This window comes from Gammaproteobacteria bacterium (assembly GCA_034522055.1).
GTDB lineage: Bacteria > Pseudomonadota > Gammaproteobacteria > JAABTG01 > JAABTG01 > JAABTG01.
In genome coordinates this window covers 3,605,120-3,623,845 of sequence record JAXHLS010000002.1, presented here as the reverse complement: position 1 = coordinate 3,623,845, position 18,726 = coordinate 3,605,120, and the positions used below count along the sequence as shown (strand labels likewise).

At 63.7% G+C, this 18,726-nt stretch carries 19 protein-coding genes, 1 tRNA gene and 1 pseudogene; 10 read left to right on the top strand and 11 right to left on the bottom strand.

What is annotated here, in order from left to right:
- The first annotated feature begins 220 nt into the window (after positions 1 to 220).
- Positions 221 to 1,234, top strand: coding sequence for an XdhC family protein (locus U5S82_17535; GenBank protein ID MDZ7753389.1), 1,014 nt, complete (start codon positions 221 to 223; stop codon positions 1,232 to 1,234).
- 29 nt (positions 1,235 to 1,263) lie between these two features.
- Here the strand turns inward: U5S82_17535 and U5S82_17530 are convergent, their stop codons facing one another.
- Positions 1,264 to 1,869, bottom strand: a complete 606-nt coding sequence (locus tag U5S82_17530; GenBank protein ID MDZ7753388.1) for a nucleotidyltransferase family protein — start codon at positions 1,867 to 1,869, stop codon at positions 1,264 to 1,266.
- Positions 1,870 to 2,005: 136 nt separating this feature from the next.
- Between U5S82_17530 and U5S82_17525 the strand changes: the two genes are divergently transcribed.
- From U5S82_17525 to U5S82_17515, 3 genes are all read left to right on the top strand, one after another.
- Entirely contained in the window at positions 2,006 to 2,443 is a 438-nt protein-coding gene (locus U5S82_17525; GenBank protein MDZ7753387.1) for a hypothetical protein, read from the top strand.
- A gap of 1,132 nt (positions 2,444 to 3,575) precedes the next feature.
- Positions 3,576 to 3,815 carry a CopG family transcriptional regulator gene (locus U5S82_17520; GenBank protein MDZ7753386.1) on the top strand — a complete coding sequence of 80 codons (240 nt, stop codon included), beginning with the start codon at positions 3,576 to 3,578 and terminating at the stop codon, positions 3,813 to 3,815.
- Positions 3,796 to 4,215, top strand: a complete 420-nt coding sequence (locus U5S82_17515) for a pilus assembly protein (GenBank protein MDZ7753385.1) — start codon at positions 3,796 to 3,798, stop codon at positions 4,213 to 4,215. Before U5S82_17520 ends, U5S82_17515 begins: the two co-directional genes overlap by 20 nt.
- Before the next feature lie 210 nt (positions 4,216 to 4,425).
- On the opposite strand, the gene U5S82_17510 is transcribed toward U5S82_17515, so the two are convergent.
- Complete coding sequence (locus tag U5S82_17510) at positions 4,426 to 4,656, bottom strand: hypothetical protein (GenBank protein ID MDZ7753384.1); 231 nt, start codon at positions 4,654 to 4,656, stop codon at positions 4,426 to 4,428.
- 762 nt (positions 4,657 to 5,418) lie between these two features.
- Between U5S82_17510 and U5S82_17505 the strand changes: the two genes are divergently transcribed.
- From U5S82_17505 to U5S82_17495, 3 genes and pseudogenes are all read left to right on the top strand, one after another.
- Complete coding sequence (locus tag U5S82_17505) at positions 5,419 to 6,585, top strand: DUF3596 domain-containing protein (protein ID MDZ7753383.1); 1,167 nt, start codon at positions 5,419 to 5,421, stop codon at positions 6,583 to 6,585.
- A 38-nt stretch (positions 6,586 to 6,623) separates the two neighbouring features.
- On the top strand, positions 6,624 to 7,034 hold the full coding sequence (locus U5S82_17500; GenBank protein ID MDZ7753382.1) for a hypothetical protein: 411 nt from the start codon (positions 6,624 to 6,626) through the stop codon (positions 7,032 to 7,034).
- Positions 6,983 to 7,087, top strand: a pseudogene (locus U5S82_17495) (ATPase). The gene U5S82_17500 and the pseudogene U5S82_17495 overlap by 52 nt, the downstream one beginning before the upstream one ends.
- An 84-nt stretch (positions 7,088 to 7,171) precedes the next feature.
- Here the strand turns inward: U5S82_17495 and U5S82_17490 are convergent.
- From U5S82_17490 to U5S82_17455, 8 genes are all read right to left on the bottom strand, one after another.
- Positions 7,172 to 8,167, bottom strand: coding sequence for a site-specific integrase (locus U5S82_17490; GenBank protein MDZ7753381.1), 996 nt, complete (start codon positions 8,165 to 8,167; stop codon positions 7,172 to 7,174).
- Positions 8,168 to 8,255: 88 nt separating this feature from the next.
- The gene (locus U5S82_17485) at positions 8,256 to 9,104 is read right to left on the bottom strand and encodes a site-specific integrase (GenBank protein ID MDZ7753380.1); all 849 of its coding nucleotides are present in this window, start codon (positions 9,102 to 9,104) and stop codon (positions 8,256 to 8,258) included.
- A complete protein-coding gene (locus tag U5S82_17480; GenBank protein MDZ7753379.1) occupies positions 9,101 to 10,219 on the bottom strand; it encodes a site-specific integrase in 1,119 nt (372 codons plus the stop codon). The genes U5S82_17485 and U5S82_17480 overlap by 4 nt, the downstream gene beginning before the upstream one ends.
- A 286-nt stretch (positions 10,220 to 10,505) precedes the next feature.
- Positions 10,506 to 10,655, bottom strand: coding sequence for a hypothetical protein (locus U5S82_17475; GenBank protein ID MDZ7753378.1), 150 nt, complete (start codon positions 10,653 to 10,655; stop codon positions 10,506 to 10,508).
- A gap of 389 nt (positions 10,656 to 11,044) precedes the next feature.
- A tRNA-Ser gene (locus U5S82_17470) sits at positions 11,045 to 11,134 on the bottom strand.
- A 130-nt stretch (positions 11,135 to 11,264) separates the two neighbouring features.
- Positions 11,265 to 12,782, bottom strand: coding sequence for a MarR family transcriptional regulator (locus U5S82_17465; GenBank protein ID MDZ7753377.1), 1,518 nt, complete (start codon positions 12,780 to 12,782; stop codon positions 11,265 to 11,267).
- A gap of 138 nt (positions 12,783 to 12,920) precedes the next feature.
- Complete coding sequence (locus U5S82_17460; protein ID MDZ7753376.1) at positions 12,921 to 13,397, bottom strand: L,D-transpeptidase; 477 nt, start codon at positions 13,395 to 13,397, stop codon at positions 12,921 to 12,923.
- On the bottom strand, positions 13,394 to 14,926 hold the full coding sequence (locus U5S82_17455) for an ABC transporter substrate-binding protein (protein ID MDZ7753375.1): 1,533 nt from the start codon (positions 14,924 to 14,926) through the stop codon (positions 13,394 to 13,396). Before U5S82_17455 ends, U5S82_17460 begins: the two co-directional genes overlap by 4 nt.
- A 176-nt stretch (positions 14,927 to 15,102) precedes the next feature.
- Here U5S82_17455 and U5S82_17450 point away from each other — a divergent pair, with 176 nt between their 5' ends.
- The 3 genes from U5S82_17450 to U5S82_17440 all read left to right on the top strand — a co-directional run bounded on the left by U5S82_17450 (position 15,103) and on the right by U5S82_17440 (position 17,897).
- A complete protein-coding gene (locus U5S82_17450; protein ID MDZ7753374.1) occupies positions 15,103 to 15,480 on the top strand; it encodes a hypothetical protein in 378 nt (125 codons plus the stop codon).
- Between the two features lie 84 nt (positions 15,481 to 15,564).
- Positions 15,565 to 16,629, top strand: coding sequence for a glycolate oxidase subunit GlcE (gene glcE, locus U5S82_17445; GenBank protein ID MDZ7753373.1), 1,065 nt, complete (start codon positions 15,565 to 15,567; stop codon positions 16,627 to 16,629).
- Between the two features lie 86 nt (positions 16,630 to 16,715).
- Positions 16,716 to 17,897 (top strand): alanine--glyoxylate aminotransferase family protein, encoded by a 1,182-nt coding sequence (locus tag U5S82_17440; protein MDZ7753372.1) that lies wholly within the window; start codon positions 16,716 to 16,718, stop codon positions 17,895 to 17,897.
- 121 nt (positions 17,898 to 18,018) lie between these two features.
- Here U5S82_17440 and U5S82_17435 read toward each other — a convergent pair whose 3' ends face one another.
- Entirely contained in the window at positions 18,019 to 18,627 is a 609-nt protein-coding gene (locus U5S82_17435; GenBank protein ID MDZ7753371.1) for a hypothetical protein, read from the bottom strand.
- Positions 18,628 to 18,726 lie beyond the last annotated feature (99 nt).

Here is an 18,726-nt window from a genome sequence, read left to right as displayed (position 1 = left end):
GATAGTGAATGGTGAATAGTGAATAGTGAATAGTTATAACACCGTGCGAGGCTGATGGCTCCAAGAAATAGGCGCAGGGATCAGAGCCTCAAAACCATGCCGCAAATTCTGTTTTTACCATTCACTATTCACTATTCACTATTCACCGCTTTTCCACCATTCACCATTCACTGCCCTACCACTATTCACCAGCCTTTCCGCCATTCACCTCCTCTCCCCCATGCCCAATCCCACCCACTCCCTACTCGCCACCGCCCGGGCCTGGCTCCGGGACGGGCGACGGGTGGCGGTGGCGGTGGTCATCGAGACCTGGGGCTCGTCGCCGCGGCCGGCAGGGAGCCTGCTGGTGGTGGATCACCGGGGGGCCTTCGAGGGCTCGGTGTCGGGGGGCTGCATCGAGGCGGAGGTGGTGAGCGAGGCCCTGGACGTGCTGGAGGACGGTGCCCCCCGGACCCTGGACTACGGCATCGGCGACGACACCGCCCGGGCCGCGGGGCTGGCCTGCGGCGGCCGGCTGCGGGTCCATGTGCGGGTGCTCGAGGACCCTGCCGTGGTGGATGAGCTGCTGCGGGGCCCGCCGGCGGCCCTGGTATTCCGCCTGGCGGACCCGGGCCAGGCCGTGGTGCGGGGGGATAGTGGCACGGGATCCCTCGACCTCACCCCCCGGGAGGACACGGCGCTGGCGGCGGCCGTGGCCGCGGGGCACAGTGGCCTGCTGGCCGCACCCGCCGGTGACGCCTTTGCCCTGGTGGTGACGCCACCGTTGCGACTGCTCATCGTGGGAGCCGTGCACATCACCCAGAGCCTGGTGCCCATGGCCGCCCAGGTGGGCTTCGCCGTCACCGTGGTGGACCCACGGCCGGCCTTCGCCGCCCCCCGACGCCTGCCGGGCGCCGAGATACGCCAGGTTGCCACCGGCCCCGGCATCGCCGGCCTCGTCCCCGATGAACGCACGGCGGTGGTGTGCCTGACCCACGACCCCGAACTGGACGACCCCGCCCTGGCCGCCGCCCTCGCCTCACCGGCCTTCTACATCGGCGCCCTGGGGAGTAGACGCAGCCATGCGGGGCGCCTCGAACGGCTACGCCGCCGCGGCTTCGATGACGGGGCCCTGGCGCGCATCCAAGGCCCCGTGGGCCTCGACCTGGGGGGACGTCAGCCGGAAGAGATCGCCCTCGCCATCAGCGCGGAGCTGGTGGCCGCCCGCTACGGCCGGGTACCCGCGCGCCCCTGAGTTCGAGGGCCCGGCGACATCCGCCCCCCTCATCCGGCATCGGGCGGCAGATCCCCCGGCGCGTCGATGTCGCAGTGGATGGCGTCGTCGGGCATGGGCACCTCCCGCAGCCCCGGTGGACGGGCCGCGATGATGGCCCGCCCGCCCCGATCCCCCTCCAGGGCCATGAGGGCGGGGAACCATTGGCTGGACCACAGCACCGGATTGCCCCGCCGGCCGGCCCAAGTGGGCACCCACACGGAGCCCTGAGCCGTGCCGTCCCGGGCGGCCAGCAGCCGCTCCAGATGGCGAGCCTCGATCCATGGCATGTCCCCGAGGCACACCAGGGCCGCCGTCACGTCTTCCGGCAACGCCTCGAGGCCCCGGCCCAGCGAACCCGCCAGCCCGGTGGCGAAATCCGGGTTGTGCACCATCGTCACCGCCAATCCGGCGAGGGCGCCGGCCACGGCGTCGGCCTCGTGGCCCGTCACCACCACCACCGGATCGGCTTCGGAGCCCAGGGCCGCGGCGGCGACGCGCCGCACCATGGGCACGCCGGCCACCGGTAGCAACAGCTTGTTGCGCCCCCCCATGCGGCTGGAGCCGCCGGCGGCCAGCACCACGGCGCCACAGCGGCCCGGATGGTGGGGGCTCATGGGCACGAACTCCGCGCCGCCCGATGCCGAGCGCGGGACATGGAGGTGGTCAGGACCATGGCTGTCATTGTAGGGTTGAATCCTCCGGGGCGACGGGCAGCAGGCCAACGCGGCCCCGGCCATCGGGAATACCACCATGGCACATCCATTGATAGACCGGGTCCGGCAGCAGGTGGAGGCCGTCCACGCCTTCTTCGCGGCGTGGTTCGGCGGCACTCTGCCGGCCCGGGACGAGACCTTCCAGCAACAATTCCTGGACCACTTCCACCCGGGCTTCACCTTCGTCTCCTCCGCCGGAACGGTGCTGGACCTCGACGGCCTCGCCAGGGAGATCCGCGCGGCCCATGGCGCGAGCCCGGGGCTCGCCATCGCGGTCCATGACATCCGCATCCGCCATGTGACCGGCCAGACCATCCTCGCCACTTACGAGGAGTGGCAACGCCACGACGGCGACGTGGTGGGGGTGGTAGCCTCGGTGTGGCTCGAGCGGGCGGACACCCTGCGCTGGCTGCATGTCCACGAGACGCCCCTGAACGGCGCGCCGCCCGCGGACATGCCGTTGCCCTCATCTTGAGGACCGGGACGGCCCCGCCCGCCACCCGCCAGGATCCCGTCGGCTGCCAGGAGCAGCCGACCTACAAACACCCCCCCCCACCGCTCGTTCCAGCGGCACGAATATAGGTCGGGATTCATCCCGACAGCCCGGCCACGAAGACAAGACAATCGCCCCTTCCCGGGGCACGGATGTAGGTCGGGATTCATCCCGACATCCGGCCGCGCCCCATGCCCCCACGCCGGGTTGGAATTCCCATCCGCGAGCTGTCGGGCTGAAGCCCGACCTACAAACACCCCCCCACCGCTCGTTCCAGCGGCACGAATGTAGATACTCCGTTTCCTGTCAAGCAGTCTGTAGGTCGGTTGCTCTCGGCAACCGACATCCGCGCCCACAAACCGCCGAGTTTCCGTCGGCTGCCAAGAGCAGCCGACCTACGCCTCTTCCAATGACGTCGATGCGCGCAGAAACGTAGGGTGGGTCAAGCGCAGCGGACCCACCAGCTCGCCTCGTTATCGGGATGTAGGTCGGGATTCATCCCGACATCCGGCATTGCCCCATGCACCCACGTCGGGTTGGAATCCCCATCGGCGGACTGTCGGGCTGAAGCCCGACCTACAAACACCCCCCACCGCTCGTTCCGGCGGCACGAATGTATGTACTCCGTTTCCTGTCAAGCAGTCTGTAGGTCGGTTGCTCTCGGCAACCGACATCCGCGCCCACAAACCGCCGAGTTTCCGTCGGCTGCCAAGGCAGCCGACCTACGCCTCTTCCAATGACGTCGATGCGCGCAGAAACGTAGGGTGGGTCAAGCGCAGCGGACCCACCAGCTCGCCTCGTTATCGGGATGTAGGTCGGGATTCATCCCGACATCCGGCATTGCCCCATGCACCCACGTCGGGTTGGAATCCCCATCGGCGGACTGTCGGGCTGAAGCCCGACCTACAGCCCGACCTACAAACACCCCCCACCGCTCGTTCCGGCGGCACGGATGTAGGTCGGGATTCATCCCGACAGCCCGGCCACGAAGACAAGACAATCGCCCCTTCCCGGGGCACGGATGTAGGTCGGGATTCATCCCGACATCCGGCATTGCCCGCACGAATCAGCGCCGTGTAGTATTACCGTAATACATCAATACGAGGGTCAGCCAGTGGCTTTGTCCGTACGACTCGAACCGGCAATCGAAGCACGCATCGAGGAAGAGGCACACCGACTCGGAATCAGCAAATCCGAATTCGTCAAGGATGCGATCGAGCGCGTGCTGGGATTAAAAAATCCCGCCGAATTATTGCACCAGGTGCGCAGCAATACGCCACTTGGCACCAGCGATGCGTCTGAACAGGTATCCGAAAAGGTGAGGAAAAAGCTGCGTGAGAAGCATACTGATTGATGCTGGCCCGCTGATTGCGCTGTTCGCTGTCGACGACAGACACCACGACCATTACGACCAGCTAATCTCGGAGTTTTCCGCAAACGGGTTGCGCGTGCTCACGACTTGGCCTTGCATCGTCGAAGCCAGCTATTTGCTTGGGATGCCCCAGCGTTTTGAACTATTGCAGTGGATTGAACTGGGCGGCGTTGTCGTCTATCCATTCAGCCCCTACCACCTGGGAGACATGGTTTCCTGGATGAACACCTACTCCGCAGACAATAAACGCGAGATGGATTTGGCCGATGCGACGCTCTATTGGGTCGCGAACGAAACCGGGATACGCGAGATCATGACGACCGACATTCGTGATTTCTCACGTTACCGACTCCCAGATGGCCGGTCGTTCGCGATATTGTAGGACCGGAACCGGCGGTACCTACTCACTTAATACTCAACAGAATAAACCGCCTGTAAGGCTTTAATTATATGGTCGGAGCGGGGAGATTCGAACTCCCGACCCCCACAACCCCATGCCGGACTGCGGCTTCCGCCTCGAGGAACTGCCAACGGAAGGTCGGCGTGGCGTACTTCCGATAGACCCAGGCTGCTACGTCGCCCGAGTTCGCGGTTATTCCATTCGTCGCCAGCGCGAAATTGCGCCCCGGTCCACGGTGGTGGTCGCACACAAGGGACGGCCGAAGGCGACCCGGGCCAGCAGCTGGGTGGCCTCGCGGCCGTAGGGTTGATCGTGTTCCGAGGTGTCAACATCGGCGAGTCGGATCTTCACCGGCTGCGCCTGGGGACTCTCTGCCAGGTGAAGGGTGTCGCCGTCCACCACCCGGGCCACTTGGCCCCGCATATCGCAGTATGGGGCGGCGTGAGCCGCCAGGGTGAGGGCCTCGAGGACAAGGTTGGGCCCGATGCTGCGGCTGAACGTGGGCGCGCCTCCTTGCGTTGGCTATCTGACGACGTTGGCCGGTAGCCAGTTTGGTAGCCAGTTCAGTATTTTCTAATTTTCTTTTCCGTAACCCTTTGATTCTATGGTGCCGGTGAGACGAATCGAACGCCCGACCTACTGATTACGAATCTCCATACCTGAGCGTCCTTTCGACGCTCTTGGCCGGTGGATCGACTAGATTCAAGGCCAATAGCTGACTCTCCTTGGCCCGCTATCCAGAATTTTTCCCGACCCTGGATTAGATAGCATGAGTACGGTCAGCGTAGGCACTAAGCAGTCTACCTTCCGACCTACGCCAACTTCCTTGACTTTACTCTCGGAACCGCTGCCTTGCTGCAATACCTTTTAAAAATCAGATGATTAATGAATCCACCTCAAGCCTACCGTGAACGATTTAACCTTAGGACCGACCCGTCTCTACGAAGAAGGCGCCGTCCACCAACCCCCCCGTGAAGTGATATTTGTACCATCGGTACCGACTTTTCCATCGCTGGTGTAACCGGTGGCCGTGAACTGGGTTACAATTCGTAAATTCTCAGAGGAGACGGGGTACTCTGAGAATGCCATTCGCACCAAACTCAGGGACGGCGTATGGCTGGAGGGCCAGGTTTGGAGCAAAGCCCCGGACGGCAGAATTCTAATTAGCGTGGATGGATATCACCATTGGGTAGAAAGCCTCGCACGGGTGTCAGGGCAGTCAGCGCCTCGTCCATCGAGATCTCCTTCACCTATCAGGGAAAGCGTTGCCGCGAGAAGATCAAGCTCAAGCCCACCCCCGCTAACCTGAAGCGGGCCGAGCGCCATCGCGCTGCCATTCTAGATGCGATCGAAAAAAGCACCTTCGACTACGCGACCACCTTCCCGAAATCAAAGAGCGCACCGCTCTTCAGCGACCAGCCCGGCGCGACGATTGCCGTCGAGCGTTTCCTCTCCGATTGGTGGCGCGGTGAGGAAAAGGACTTGAAGGCCTCTACCCGCACCGTCGACAAGCGAATCGTCTTCAACCAGATCATCCCCGAGTTCGGTCAGCTCGCGCTCACGGATCTGAAGTGGCACATGATCCGCGACTGGGCCAAGTCCCAAGGCTGGAGCGGAAAGACCCAGAACAACAAGCTCAGCGTCCTGCGGCGGGCTCTCAACGAGGCTGTGGAACAAGAGCTCATCCACAATCACCCGATGGCGAACAAGGTCATTCGCCGCCGAAAGTCGCGGAGCGAATCGGTAGCCAGCACTAAGTCCAAGATCGACCCGTTCAGCCACGAGGAGCGTACTGCGCTGATCGGGGCCGCCAGGGGACAGCTCCAGAACCTGGTCCAGTTCGGGTTCTGGACGGGGCTACGGCTCTCCGAGCTGTTCGCCCTCAAGTGGGGCAATGTTGACTGGATTAACGATCGAATCTACGTGGACGGTGCGCTAACTCAGGACGCGGAGGAAATCGAGGACACGAAGACGGAAGCTGGCGAGCGCACGGTCAACCTCCTGCCACCGGCTCTTGCCGCCCTGAAGGCCCAGAAGGAACATACGTTTCTGAAGGGCGCTGAAGTTTTCCAGAATCCTCATACGCGAGAACGGTGGACAGGCGACCAGGCGCTTCGCACTCGGCAATGGAATACGCTTTGCCGGCGGGCTGGCGTCCGTTACCGGCCTCCCGGCCAGATGCGTCACACGTTTGCCTCGATGTCGTTGATGGCGGGCGAGTCGCCGCAGTGGGTTGCCGCGCAAATGGGTCATACGGATTGGACGTTCACGGCGCGAGTCTACTATCGGTGGATCCCGAAGGACGCTGGTGACGCTGGCAACAGGGTTGTAAGAAAATGGGCCAGCGACTGAAGAAGGAGTCCACGTACGATCGAGGGCTCGCTCCCTAGATGGCAAGCCCCTATTCCACAGGTGGCGGCGGCACGCACTTTGAAGCGCGCGTCGTTGCCTATTACTTGGCAGCCATACTCGGTGAATCACCGGCGCGAGGAGTTCCCGGCCAGTATGCAGTCCAGGCGCTTACCCCACGTGCTGCGTTCGATGACCCTCTTGACGACATTATCGTCACTGGACTTCTCGAGAACGGCAAACGCGGCAAGCTACATCTCCAAATTAAGAGCGACCTCAGTTTCACCCCAAACGATGCGGACTGGGTCGCCGTCCTCCACCAAGCATGGGACACATACGAAGGCACCTTTGATGCCGATATTGACCGCTTGGGCGTCGCGATCAACACCTACAGTGCAGCACACGCCTCGCGACCGGCGTCGCAACCCGTGAAGAGCTCCTCGCCTGCCTAGAACACCTACTCGCCGCCGCCGGCAACACCGGCCTCATGACCCAGGAACTGCGCCATCATGCCGACAACCGGATTATGCCGAATCGCGCTGCTGGAAAGCGGCTGGCGGCGCTCGGGCGGTGCCTCGAGTCGGCATAATCACAGGCTCTCGAGGAATGCCAGCAGCTGGTCGTCGGGGCGGTAGCGAGCCGGTTCGATCCCTCGGGGCGTGGTGCGAGACAGCGCCTGCTCCTTCAGGCGGAGGTCTGCATGGAGATACATCTGTGTCGTTTCCACGGACTCATGTCCCAGCCAGAGGGCAATCACCGATCGATCGATACCGTGCTGCAAAAGGTCCATCGCGGCGCTGTGCCTCAGGACATGGGCGGTCACTTTTTTGCGGCGCAGGGAGGGACAGCTTTGCTCGGCTATCTTGGCATGTTTTGCGACCAGGCGTTCGATCGCATCCCGGCTGAGTGGCCCGCCGCGGCTGCTGGGAAAGACTGGCTCTTGAGGCAAGCCGTTACGCTCTTGCAGCCAACTGCCCAACATGGCCGCAACTTCCTCACTCAGTGGTGTTGCGCGTTGTTTTCTGCCTTTTCCTAGGCATGTCACATGGGCCCCGGTTTCCAGAACGACGTCCTGACAGCGAAGTCCGATCAGTTCAGAAACCCGCAGTCCTGTCTGAACGGCCACGGTCAGGAAGGTTCGATCCCGGCGGCCGATCCACGTGGAGGGGTCTGGAGCGGCGATCAATGCATCGATCTCATCGCGGTGGAGAAACTCGATCAGCCGGCGCTCATGGCGTTTGTTCGGCATGGCCAGGACGCGCTGGCAAAGCAGCGCATGGGCGGGCTCCTCCAAAGCGACATATTGAAAGAACGAATGGATTGCAGCCAGGCGGGCGTTGCGGGTGCGCGCGCTGTTTCCCCGCTCCTGTTCGAGATGATCGAGGAACTGCCCGATGAAGGACGCATCGAGATCCTCGAGCCGCAGTTTCGAGGGCGCTGTGCCGAGGCGTTCTGCTGCGTAACGCAGAAGAAGACGGAAGGCATCACGGTATCCAGCGATGGTGTGTCCGCTGGCGCAGCGTTGCCGAAATAGGCGCTCCGTGAAAAAGGATTGAAGCATGGCGGGAAAGCTGTTGGCGATCATGAGCGGACCTCCTCGGCCTTCTCCATCAGGCGCTTGGTGGCCAACTGGAGGAGTTCCGGGACGGCCTCGAGATACCAGTAGGTCTCATTCACGTGAACGTGGCCAAGATAGGTGGCAAGCTTGGGTAACTCGTGCTCGACATCGACCCCCGCGCGGTACCATTGCAGTAACGTGCGGGCCGCAAATCGGTGGCGCATGTCATGAATCCGCGGTCCGCGCCCGTGACCCTTCGCGGCGCCGCGCAGGCCGATCCGTTGGGAGAGTTTCGCGAAGGTGTAACGCGCGCTCCACTCCGTGATGCGTCGACCACGCTCGGAGAGAAAGAATGCCGGTGTTTCCGGGCGGGAAACACACGCGTTCTTTGCGTGTCGTAGCTTTCCAGCGCATCGCGGGTTGAGCGATGGACTGGCACCAACCGTGACTTGCCGAACTTCGTGCGTCGTATGGTAAGGATTCCTTGCTCCAAATCGACATCCACACGATCGAGCATGAGTGCTTCGCTTACGCGCATGCCCGTGACGGAAAGCAGGCCGAACAGCGTCAAGTAGCTGCGGGCTTTCAGGCCATTGGCGGAAGGCAGCCCTGCGGCGGCGCCAAGGAGCCGCTCGATCTCCTCATCGGTGTAAATGTAAGGAGGGTTACGGTGGTAGCGGTAAGGCAAGAGGCCATCCGGTGGGATCTCGGTGCGCGGATCGGTCACGCTGCGCCAGCGGGCGAAGCGACGCACCACTCCCAGGCGCCCCGCCCATGTGGCTAGCTGCGCGTCGCGGGGTTGTTCGGCCCAGCGAATCGCCAACGCTCGGGTAATATAGGTCGCCTCGTTGGCTTCCAGAAAGGAGACAAAGTTATGTAGCAAGCTCGCCGGTATCCGCAGGCCAAATCCCAGGCTCCGGCGCACGGCAAGATACTCCTCCAAAGCGTCACGTAGCTGGTTCATTGCCCACCCCCTATGTCCGGCCACGGTGGGGCAAGGGAGCGGAGACCGGAGAGGTCGACTTTGGCGTAAATCTCCGTGGTGTTCGGGGAGCGATGTCGGAGCACTTGGCCGATCTCGCTCATGGATGCACCCCCTCGGAGCATCTCCGTCGCCAGGGTGTGGCGGAGTAGGTGGGCGCCCTTGGCAGGCGGTTGGAGACTGGCGCGTTCCAGAGCGCGCCGAACAATGGTCGAGACGGTTGATGGCCCGGCGAAGCCCGAATGGGGTGCCTTCATGCGAACGAAGACCCGGCGCGAGCGGGTCTCGGGACGATCCCGACGCAAGTAGGCAGCCATCGCCTCTCCCGGTTCGGTGAGCAACGGTAAGCGCTCATGCACGAAGCCTTTCCCGCGAATCATCACTTCGCCGGCTCGCCAATTGATGTCATCGATTTCGAGGGCGACGACCTCGCCGGCACGTAGTCCAAGGCGGGCGAGGAGGACCAGGACCGCATAGTCGCGTCTCCCTGTCGCTGTCGTGCGATCGCAGCCATCCAACAGGCGTTGGATCTCCTCCGCGGTCAGGAATTTGGGAACGGACGACAAGCGCCAATCCGCGACGGCCGGCACACAAGCGGCCAGATCGATCTGGGTCTTCGCCTCGCGCAACAAGAATCGAAAGAACGAGCGCAGTGCCGTGACTAGAAGCTGCGCTCTTTTTGCGCCTTGGCAGCGAGCGTGGGTAAGGACGTAGGTGGAGATGTCCGATCCCGTCAGCTCCTCGATACGCAAGGGGCCGTCGCCGAAATGATGGACCAGAAAACCATGGGCAGCGGGCCGGTAGTTCAACACCGTCGCCGTGGTCAGGCCGCGTTCGGTTCGCAGATAGCGCTCGTACCGGCGCTCGAGCTCGGCCAGCGGCGAGGTGTCACAAACCGGCTCAGGAAACGGAATGACCCCCTGACTCTGCAGATACGCAACAAACCTTAGGGTGGTCGGCCTTTGACCTCGCTGCAGCTGTCCCAGGCGCTGCAACTCCTTCAGGAACCGATCGACAATGTGCTCGCTGAGCTGCTCAGCTGTGAGCTGCTCCTCTTGCAGCCACCAACCAAATTCGACGACCCAGAGAAGCTTCAATCGGACTGTCGACGAAGCGTAGGCTTCCTCGACCAGTGAGGTCGAGAACGAATCGAAGGTGTTCCCGCAGCGGGTTACTGTGTAAGCGCTCGAGGAAATCGCCCTGTTTTAAGAACTCTTTGAGCATGTCTCTTCTCCTTCCTGACCCTATTGTCAGTCCGGAGAGATGACCGGATTATGCCGCGTCTGAAAACCGTGCTATGGCCGTAACTAGGCAAAACTAGGAGAGAAAAAAGCAAAGGATTGCCGATCACTCGGCATAATCCGGTTGTCGGCATGATGACGCTTATGCCGCGCGCGGCATAAGCGTCACACGCTCGCCGATCACGCCGCAGGCAACTACCGCATCTTCATCGGTATGGCCGCCGAACTGCTCATGGCCGCCGCGCAGCGCGACATCACCGTGCTCGACGAACAGCGCCCCCACGATAACCAACTGACCTTGCCCCTCGACCCCTCGTCCTGATCTGTGCGCGTGACCGCGGTGGCAACGCCACTGTCACCGCTGTCGATGGAACCATCACCAATCGTGAAAATCAGTCCATCAAATCGGGTGACCGCTCTCACGATGTGCTAGTCGACAACGGGGTACGCGGCGCGGGATCCCTTCTACAAGAACGTATGCGTTCGAGCGGAAGAGACAACGACCGTTCTTCGACGCCACTTAGCTCATGCTCCTCGTGTTGGAAGCCCCGCTGGTCGTCCGAACCTGGGGATGGCCGGTATGGCGCAAAATCGTGTCTGAAATCGTGTCTAACTCGAGCCCAAACTACCCCAAAACACCCCTAAAATTAGACACGGTTGACACCTAACCTATTGATTTATTGGCGGAGAGGGAGGGATTCGAACCCTCGGAACCCATGGGGTTCACTTGATTTCGAGTCAAGCCCGTTCGGCCAGCTCCGGCACCTCTCCGGTGGTGATTGGTACAACCCGCGACTGTGGACTGCGGGTCGTCGTGGATCGTGACCCGGCGGTTGGAGGCGCGGGGCGCGCATTATAGTACCTTACCACTGAAATCTTGGACAAGAATGCCAAGAAATTCTCATGCCCTGTCAGCACAGAGTGCAGGGAGAACACAATATTCACGCATCTTGAGTGATGCAGCCAGGACGCGACGCCCAAACTTTGTAAGGTAATACTTGTAGCGACGTCCCACTTTCTTGATCAGTCCGTGGGTTCGTAACCGTTTGAGTAGATAGGATGATTGACTGGGTGATAGATCGGGCATAGAGGCCCGCAGATCGGCGGCACGGAAGCCACTGATTGACCATTCGCCCCGCCCGATGGCGAGGAAGAGATGATAGTCCTTTTTCTGGAACAGATTGAAGCCACGGAATGAACGGCCCTGGTCCCTGGCGGGGCTGGACATTTTATCGATGTCCTTGAGTCCGGCGTCAGGATTGTCGATTGCCGCCATATAGGCGAGATAGCGCTCATTGGCGGCGTTCATCAGCTTGCGCAGATCGCGCAGGCTGTAGATATTTTTGCGTAGCGGTGCCAGTTTCCACTGTTGCCAGCCGTCACGTTGTTCCACCCAGCGGTGGATTTTGAAGAATGAGGCATCGTTGGTGGTGCATTCCACACGCGCCATGATGCCGGCTTTATCGTAGAGTTTGATGCTGGCCGGCCCCATCTGGTGGCGGATGCGTGTACCCTGGATACGGGTGCTGAAATCGTTACCGACCTCCCCTTGATAGGTGCTGGCGAGTTTACGGCCAAGGAAGGTGGCCACATTGTCGGCTTTAATGGCCTGTACCGCCGTGCGGGTGATGGACTCGTAGAGCGGCTGGAATTCGGCCTGCTGGTGGAAGATGACATCGGTGGCGAACTCCACCTGCATCAAGCTCCAGTGGTAACCGGAGCGAAAGCGCTGAGCTACCGGGCAGAACTGTTTGGCCCATCGATTCAGTCGTCGGTGAAGCTGTTTGGCATCCAGCCGGTCGGCAAGCGTCTGAGCCTGCTCGGGATCGGCAATGGACAGAAAGGCATTGTCCGCCATCGCGAAGGGAATGCCGGCTTTTTCCAGTCTGCGCGCCAGCCAGTGATGGCCGTTGAAGTAGACTTGCAGGCGGAACGGCGCCCAGGTGGGCACCCGCACGTAACAGAGTCCAAAGGCCTCATCGATGAAGTAGAAGTAGTAATGCAGGCATTTCCCTGACGTGGGTTTGAGCAGGGTATGGCCTGTGTTCTTGTCATGCCAGGGGCGATAAGCGGTGCAGGATTCCATGGCGGAGAAGATGTGGACCAGCCCGGGATGACCGCCGCGTTCCGCAATGATGGCCTTGATACGGTCTTCTTTGCGAAAGGCCTTGTGGCGCCGGATGAACTCGATCTCAATGCCGGCCTCGATGGCGAGTTGCTCGGCATGGTGGCGCAACTCATCGCGCAGGGGTTCTGCCCACCGGGGGTAGTCGAACAGTCGGATCTTATGGTAACTGAGGTAGCTCGCCATAGCGCCGGCATAACCGATATCAGGAAGGGTTCCGGTGATGACAACCCGGTCAAAACAGGAGAGCACACCGGCGATCTTGTTCTGGTGACGTTCAACGAACGGATTCATGGCCTGTCCCTCTTGTCCTGGATGGTGCTGTGGATAAGGATAGGCGATCCGAGATATTTTGGTTCCGGCTATGCCGGGTTAGGGCTTGTGGAGGCAAGTTGCGAAGCGCCGCCCAACCGCTGGGCCTGGCCGGTGGGCCTAGTCGATGATCTCCACCTCGGTACCCACGGGGACCTGGTCGAAGAGTTCCAGCACGTCGGCGTTGCGCATGCGGATGCAGCCGTGGGAACGGGGCTCGCCCATGGGCTCGCTGTCGGGGGTGCCGTGGATGTAGATGTAGCGCCGAAAGCTATCCACGGTACCCAGACGGTTGCGGCCGGGCTCGCGGCCGCGCAGCCACAGGATGCGGGTCAGGATCCAGTCCCGCGCCGGGTGGGCGCGGGCCAGCTCGGGAGTGTAGATCTCGCCGGTGGGGCGGCGGCCCACGAATACGGCGCCGAGAGGCTGCCCTGCCCCCACTTTGGCCCGCACGTAGTGCCGGCCCCGCGGGGTGCAGCCGCTGCCGTCCTCCTCGCCGGGGCCATTGGCGGCGGTGGAGACGGGGTAACGGGTCACCTGGCCATCGGCGTGGACGAGTTCCAGCCATTGCTCCGGCAGGTGCACCCGCAGGCTCACCACGTGGCCTCCACCAGGCTGTCGTAATTGCCGTCCGGCGGCACGTGGTAGCCCCACAGGCGTTTCGATGCCACCACCACATGGTCCTCGTACCACAGGGGCACGTAGGGCAATTCCACGTAAAGCAGGTGCTGGAGTTCGCGATACAGGCGCGCCTGCTCGGCCTGGGTGGCCGCCTGCTCGGCGGCCTCCATTAGGGCATCGGCGCGTGGACTGCTGTAACGGCCGCGGTTAGCTCCGTGCGGCGGCACCGAGTCGCTGTGGAACACGTAACGGAAGATGTCCGGCATCTTGATGCCTACCCAGGCCAGGCTGTACATCTGAAAGCGGCCCGCCTTGACGTCGCCGTAGAAGGTGCCCCAATCGTAGCTGTTCACGTCCACGTCGAGGCCCACCGCCTTCAACTGGTGCTGGATGACGGTGGCCAGGCGCACGCGAAAGGGGCTGCTGGAGGTCTTGTAGGTGATGCGCGGGGTGCTCCCGACCCTGGCGGCCACCCTTTCAATCAGCCTTCGGGCCGCCTCTGGATCATGGTCGTATCCCTTGAGATCGGCGCGACCCGCCCAGTGATCCGGCGGTAGCAGCGCTCCGGCGGGCCGCGCCGCGCCACCCATCACGTGGCTGATGATGGCCTGCCGGTCCACGCCGTGGGCCACGGCGCGCCGCAGCTCCCGCTGGCCCGTGAGGGGATCCTCCATATTGAACCCGAGATAGCTGAAATTGGTGCCCTTCTCGTGGCTCACCTGAAGCTCATCCCGGGCGGAGAGCCACGCCACCAACTCGGGGGGGAGGTCGCTCTGGAGCACGTCGAGTTCCCCCCGCAGAAGCTTGAGCACCCGCACCGTGGGATCCGCCAGCTTGAGGAAGCGCACCTCGGCACCATCCCGCCGCCGCAGCAGCCGGAGGTCCCCCTCCGCCGGCCAGGCCCCGAACACGAAGGGCCCGCTGCCCAGGGGCTCGCGCTGCAGCGAGCGCCCGGCGGCGATGGCCGCCGCGGGCACGATGCCCACCACCAGGCGCCCGGGAAACAGGGCATCGGGGCGGCTGAGATGAAAATCCACGGTCCGGTCATCCACCCGGGTAATGGCCTCGATCATGTCGAGGCCGCCGCGGTGGGGCGACGCGGACGCAGGGTCGAGGATGCTGTCGTAGGTCGCCTTCACATCCCGCGCCGTGAGGGGAGTGCCGTCATGGAAACGGTGGTCGCCGGGCACCAGGGTGAAGCGGTAATGCAGGGGCCCAAGCCGCTCCCAGCCGGCCAGGCCCGCCACCGGCCTGAGGTTGGCATCGAAGTCCACCAGGGACTGGTAGAGCAGGCGGGTGAGGCGGGTGGACACGGCATCGGTGGCGAAGCGCGGATCCAGGGTCACGGGGGCGGCGGCGAGGCCGAAGCGCAGGGCCGGATCCTCCTGGGTACCACAGGCCCCCAGCAGGCCGAAAGCCAGGACGAGGAGCAGTCGTCGCCACGGCCGGGCGGGGATCCCCGGGGATCGGGATGGGGAGAAAAAAACTCGCGGACGACAAGCCATGGGGCGCGGTGGGGGAAAGGTCCTGAAACGCCTGGTAGACCGCCAATATACCATCCCACGCCAGCCCCCCGTCGCCGGAGACCGGGCGCCGGCGGGGCCTGCCATGATGAGTGGCTGGAATGACGTGGGTACCCATGGTTCAATAACCGTTCAAGCGCCCGGGGGGAACCCAAGGTTTGGAAGCTGCCGCCACACTGGTCTCGTCCCTGGGCCTCTTTCCCTCGGCCGATGTCCTCGGCGCCGCCGCCGAGACGCGCCGCCGTGGCACGACGGCCCGGGCCGAAGACGCGGCCCGCACCACGCTCCGTCCCACCGGACAGACTGTCGATGACACGATACTGGTCGGTGAGCTGTTGTCGGCGGGACGCGCGGACCGGAATGGCGCCGATGCCGACCGCGACAGTGTGCTGGCCGGCAGCCCCCTTTTGCGGAGCGCCTTCGCCAACGGTGGCGAAGTGGATGGCCAGCGGGCGGTGCAGACTTACGAGGTGCAAAAACGGGCCGGCTACGTCCAGGAACTGCGGCAGTCCACCGCCATCGATCTCTACGTCTGACGCCCGGCACTGCCCCACCGGGTGTCCTTCACGGCATGGATCGCCCACACTACCCCCGTCCATGAACCCGCCCGCGCAGCACCCATGAGCCCCGACGAAGACCTCACCACCATCCTCCAGGAGGCCATCGAAAGCCGCTTCCATACCGCGAGCCCGGTGGAGATCCGGGGCACGGGCAGCAAGGCCTTCATGGGTCGGGAGGCCGCGGGGGAAGTCCTGATCACCGCCGGCCACCGGGGCATCATCAGCTACGATCCTACGGAACTGGTGGTCAGAGCGCGCAGCGGCACCCCCCTGGCCGAACTGGAGGAGACCCTGGAGGCCGCCGGTCAGTTTCTGCCCTGTGAGCCGCCCCGCTTCAATGCCGGCGGCACCGTGGGGGGCGCGGTGGCCTGCGGCCTCGCCGGACCGCGGCGGCCCTACGCCGGCGCGGTGCGGGATTTTCTGCTGGGGGTGCGCATGATCAATGGTGCCGGCAAGGTGCTGAACTTCGGCGGCCAGGTGATGAAGAACGTGGCGGGCTACGACGCCTTCCGGCTCCAGGCCGGGGCCTGGGGCACCCTGGGCCTGCTGCTGGACGTCTCCTTCAAGGTGCTGCCCAAACCCGAGGCGGAGCAGACCCTGGGCTTCGAGTTGACCGAGGATCAGGCCATCGACACCATGAACCGCTGGGCCGGCCAGCCCCTGCCCCTGTCGGCGGCGGCCCACCACGAAGGCCTGTTGCGCGTGCGCCTGTCGGGCACCACGAGGGGCGTGGCGGATGCGCGGCGGCGCCTCGGCGGAGACGAGGACGAAGACGGCTTCTGGGAGCAGCTGCGCCACCACGAGCTGTCCTTCTTCCAGGCCCCGGAGCCGCCCCTGTGGCGCATCACCTTGAGCCCCGCCACCCCGCCTCTGGAGCTGCCCGGACAGACCCTGGTGGACTGGGGCGGCGGCCAGCGCTGGCTGCGCACCGAACTACCCGGCGCCGAACTCCGCCGGCGCCTGGCGGAAACGGGCGGCTTCGCCCACCTGCTGCGTACCCGGGGCAGCCGGGACGAGGTCTTTCATCCCCTGGAGCCGGGCGTGGCCCGCCTCCACGAGGGGCTCAAGCGCGCCTTCGACCCGGCGGGGATCCTCAACCCCGGGCGGATGTACGAGGCGTGGTGAGCGCTCTGACAGACGGCGGGTTGTCCCCGGATCCCGCCTGACCCTATACTTGGCACGGAATTAATACCTGAGAGAAAGACTCAACAATGGCTATCACATCGTTCAATCCCCCCATTCGTACCCTCATGGGCCCCGGCCCCTCGGACGTCCATCCACGTATCCTGGAGGCCCTGTCACGGCCCACCATCGGCCATCTGGATCCGGCCTTCGTGGCCATGATGGACGAGACCAAGGCCCTGCTGCAGTACGCCTTCCAGACCCAGTACGAACTCACCATGCCCGTCTCCGCACCGGGCTCCGCCGGCATGGAGACCTGCTTCGTCAACCTGGTGGAACCCGGTGACAAGGTCATCGTGTGCCGCAACGGCGTGTTCGGTGGCCGCATGCTGGAAAACGTGGAGCGCTGCGGCGGCGAGGCGGTGATGGTGGAGGACGACTGGGGCCAGCCGGTGACCCCCGACAAGCTACGGGACACCCTGCGGGCCAACCCCGATGCCAGGATAGTGGCCTTCGTCCACGCCGAGACCTCCACCGGCGCCCAGTCCGACGCCGAGACCCTGGCGGCCATCGCTCGGGAGCACGGCTGCCTGACCATCGTGGACACCGTGACCTCCCTCACCGGCACCCCTCTCAAGGTGGCGGAATGGGAACTAGACGCCGTCTACTCGGGCACCCAGAAGTGCCTGTCCTGCGTACCCGGCATCTCACCCGTCACCTTCAGCCCGGCCGCCATGGAAAAGGCCACCAGCCGCAAGACCAAGGTGCAGAGCTGGTTCCTGGACCTCAACCTGGTCACCGCCTACTGGGGCAGCGGCGCCAAGCGCGCCTACCATCACACGGCACCGGTGAACGCCATCTACGCCCTCCACGAGGCCCTCGTAATGGTCCAGGAGGAAGGCCTGGAGAATGCCTGGGCCCGGCATCGCCGGATGCACCTCGCCCTGCGGGCGGGCCTGGAGGCCATGGGCCTGGAGTTCGTGGTGCCGGAGGCAGCCCGCCTGCCCCAGCTCAACGCCGTCAAGGTGCCCGCCGGCGTGGACGAGGCCGCCGTACGCAAACAGCTCCTGGAGCGCTTCGGCCTCGAGATCGGCGCCGGCCTCGGCAGCCTCGCCGGCAAGGTCTGGCGCATCGGCCTCATGGGCCACAGCGCCCGCCCCGCCAACGTGCTGCTGTGCACCAGCGCTTTGGAATCCGTGCTCGGCAGCATGGGTGCCGACATCCGGCGCGGGGAGGCCCTGGCGGCCACCGAAGCAGCCCTCGAAGCCTAAAAAAGCAATTTTGAATTGCGGTGCTCGCTGCGCTCGCGATTAATTAAAAAAATCGGCGCACAGCAGCGCCGGCTCGTTAATTCAAAATTAAAAATTCATAATTCAAAATTGGCGCGCGCCCCTACCCCACCACGACGAAGCACACCCCCGTGAAGTAAAGCGCTGGCGGCAGCGACCAGCTGCGGGGCGCGTCCCTGAGCGCGTGGATGATGAAATACAGCACCATGCCCGCCAGGGCGTAATGGGGGATCACCAGCAGGGAGGTGAGATGCCCCAGGTCCCCGGGGAAATAGTAAAAGACATACTGGCCGAAGATGAGCAGGAACAGGCCGTTGCCCAAGATCTCCAGCAGCGGCCCGTCCACCCCGGTCATGCCACCACGCACCACCGGCCCCTGGGCGTGCAGGCGCCGGGCGCTGAGGACCTGATCCAGCAGATAGAGGTGAAAGCCGTACCACGGCCAGGTGATGGGACCGAGGTCGGTGCCGTAGCCGTGATGATTGGGCAGGATGCGGTACTCCCACAGGCGCCAGCCCAGGGCCTCGGTGTGCATGTAGCCGAGGGATGCCTCCATGATGGCCATCACCAGGAAGGCCCCACTCATGTAGAGCAGCAGGGGGTAGGCCTCGATGGCCAGCCAGCGCCCGGCTAGGCGGCTATGGAGCAGGTAGAGGATGGGGATGGCAATGGCAGTCACCAGCGCCACCTTGCCCACGGTCAGGAGTATCATCCGCGTCAGGGGCCACAGTGGAAAGCCGCAATCTTAGGGCCGCGGCCGGCGCGGCGCCACCGGACAGCGGTGCCGGTGGTGGGTTACACTCCGTCGTTC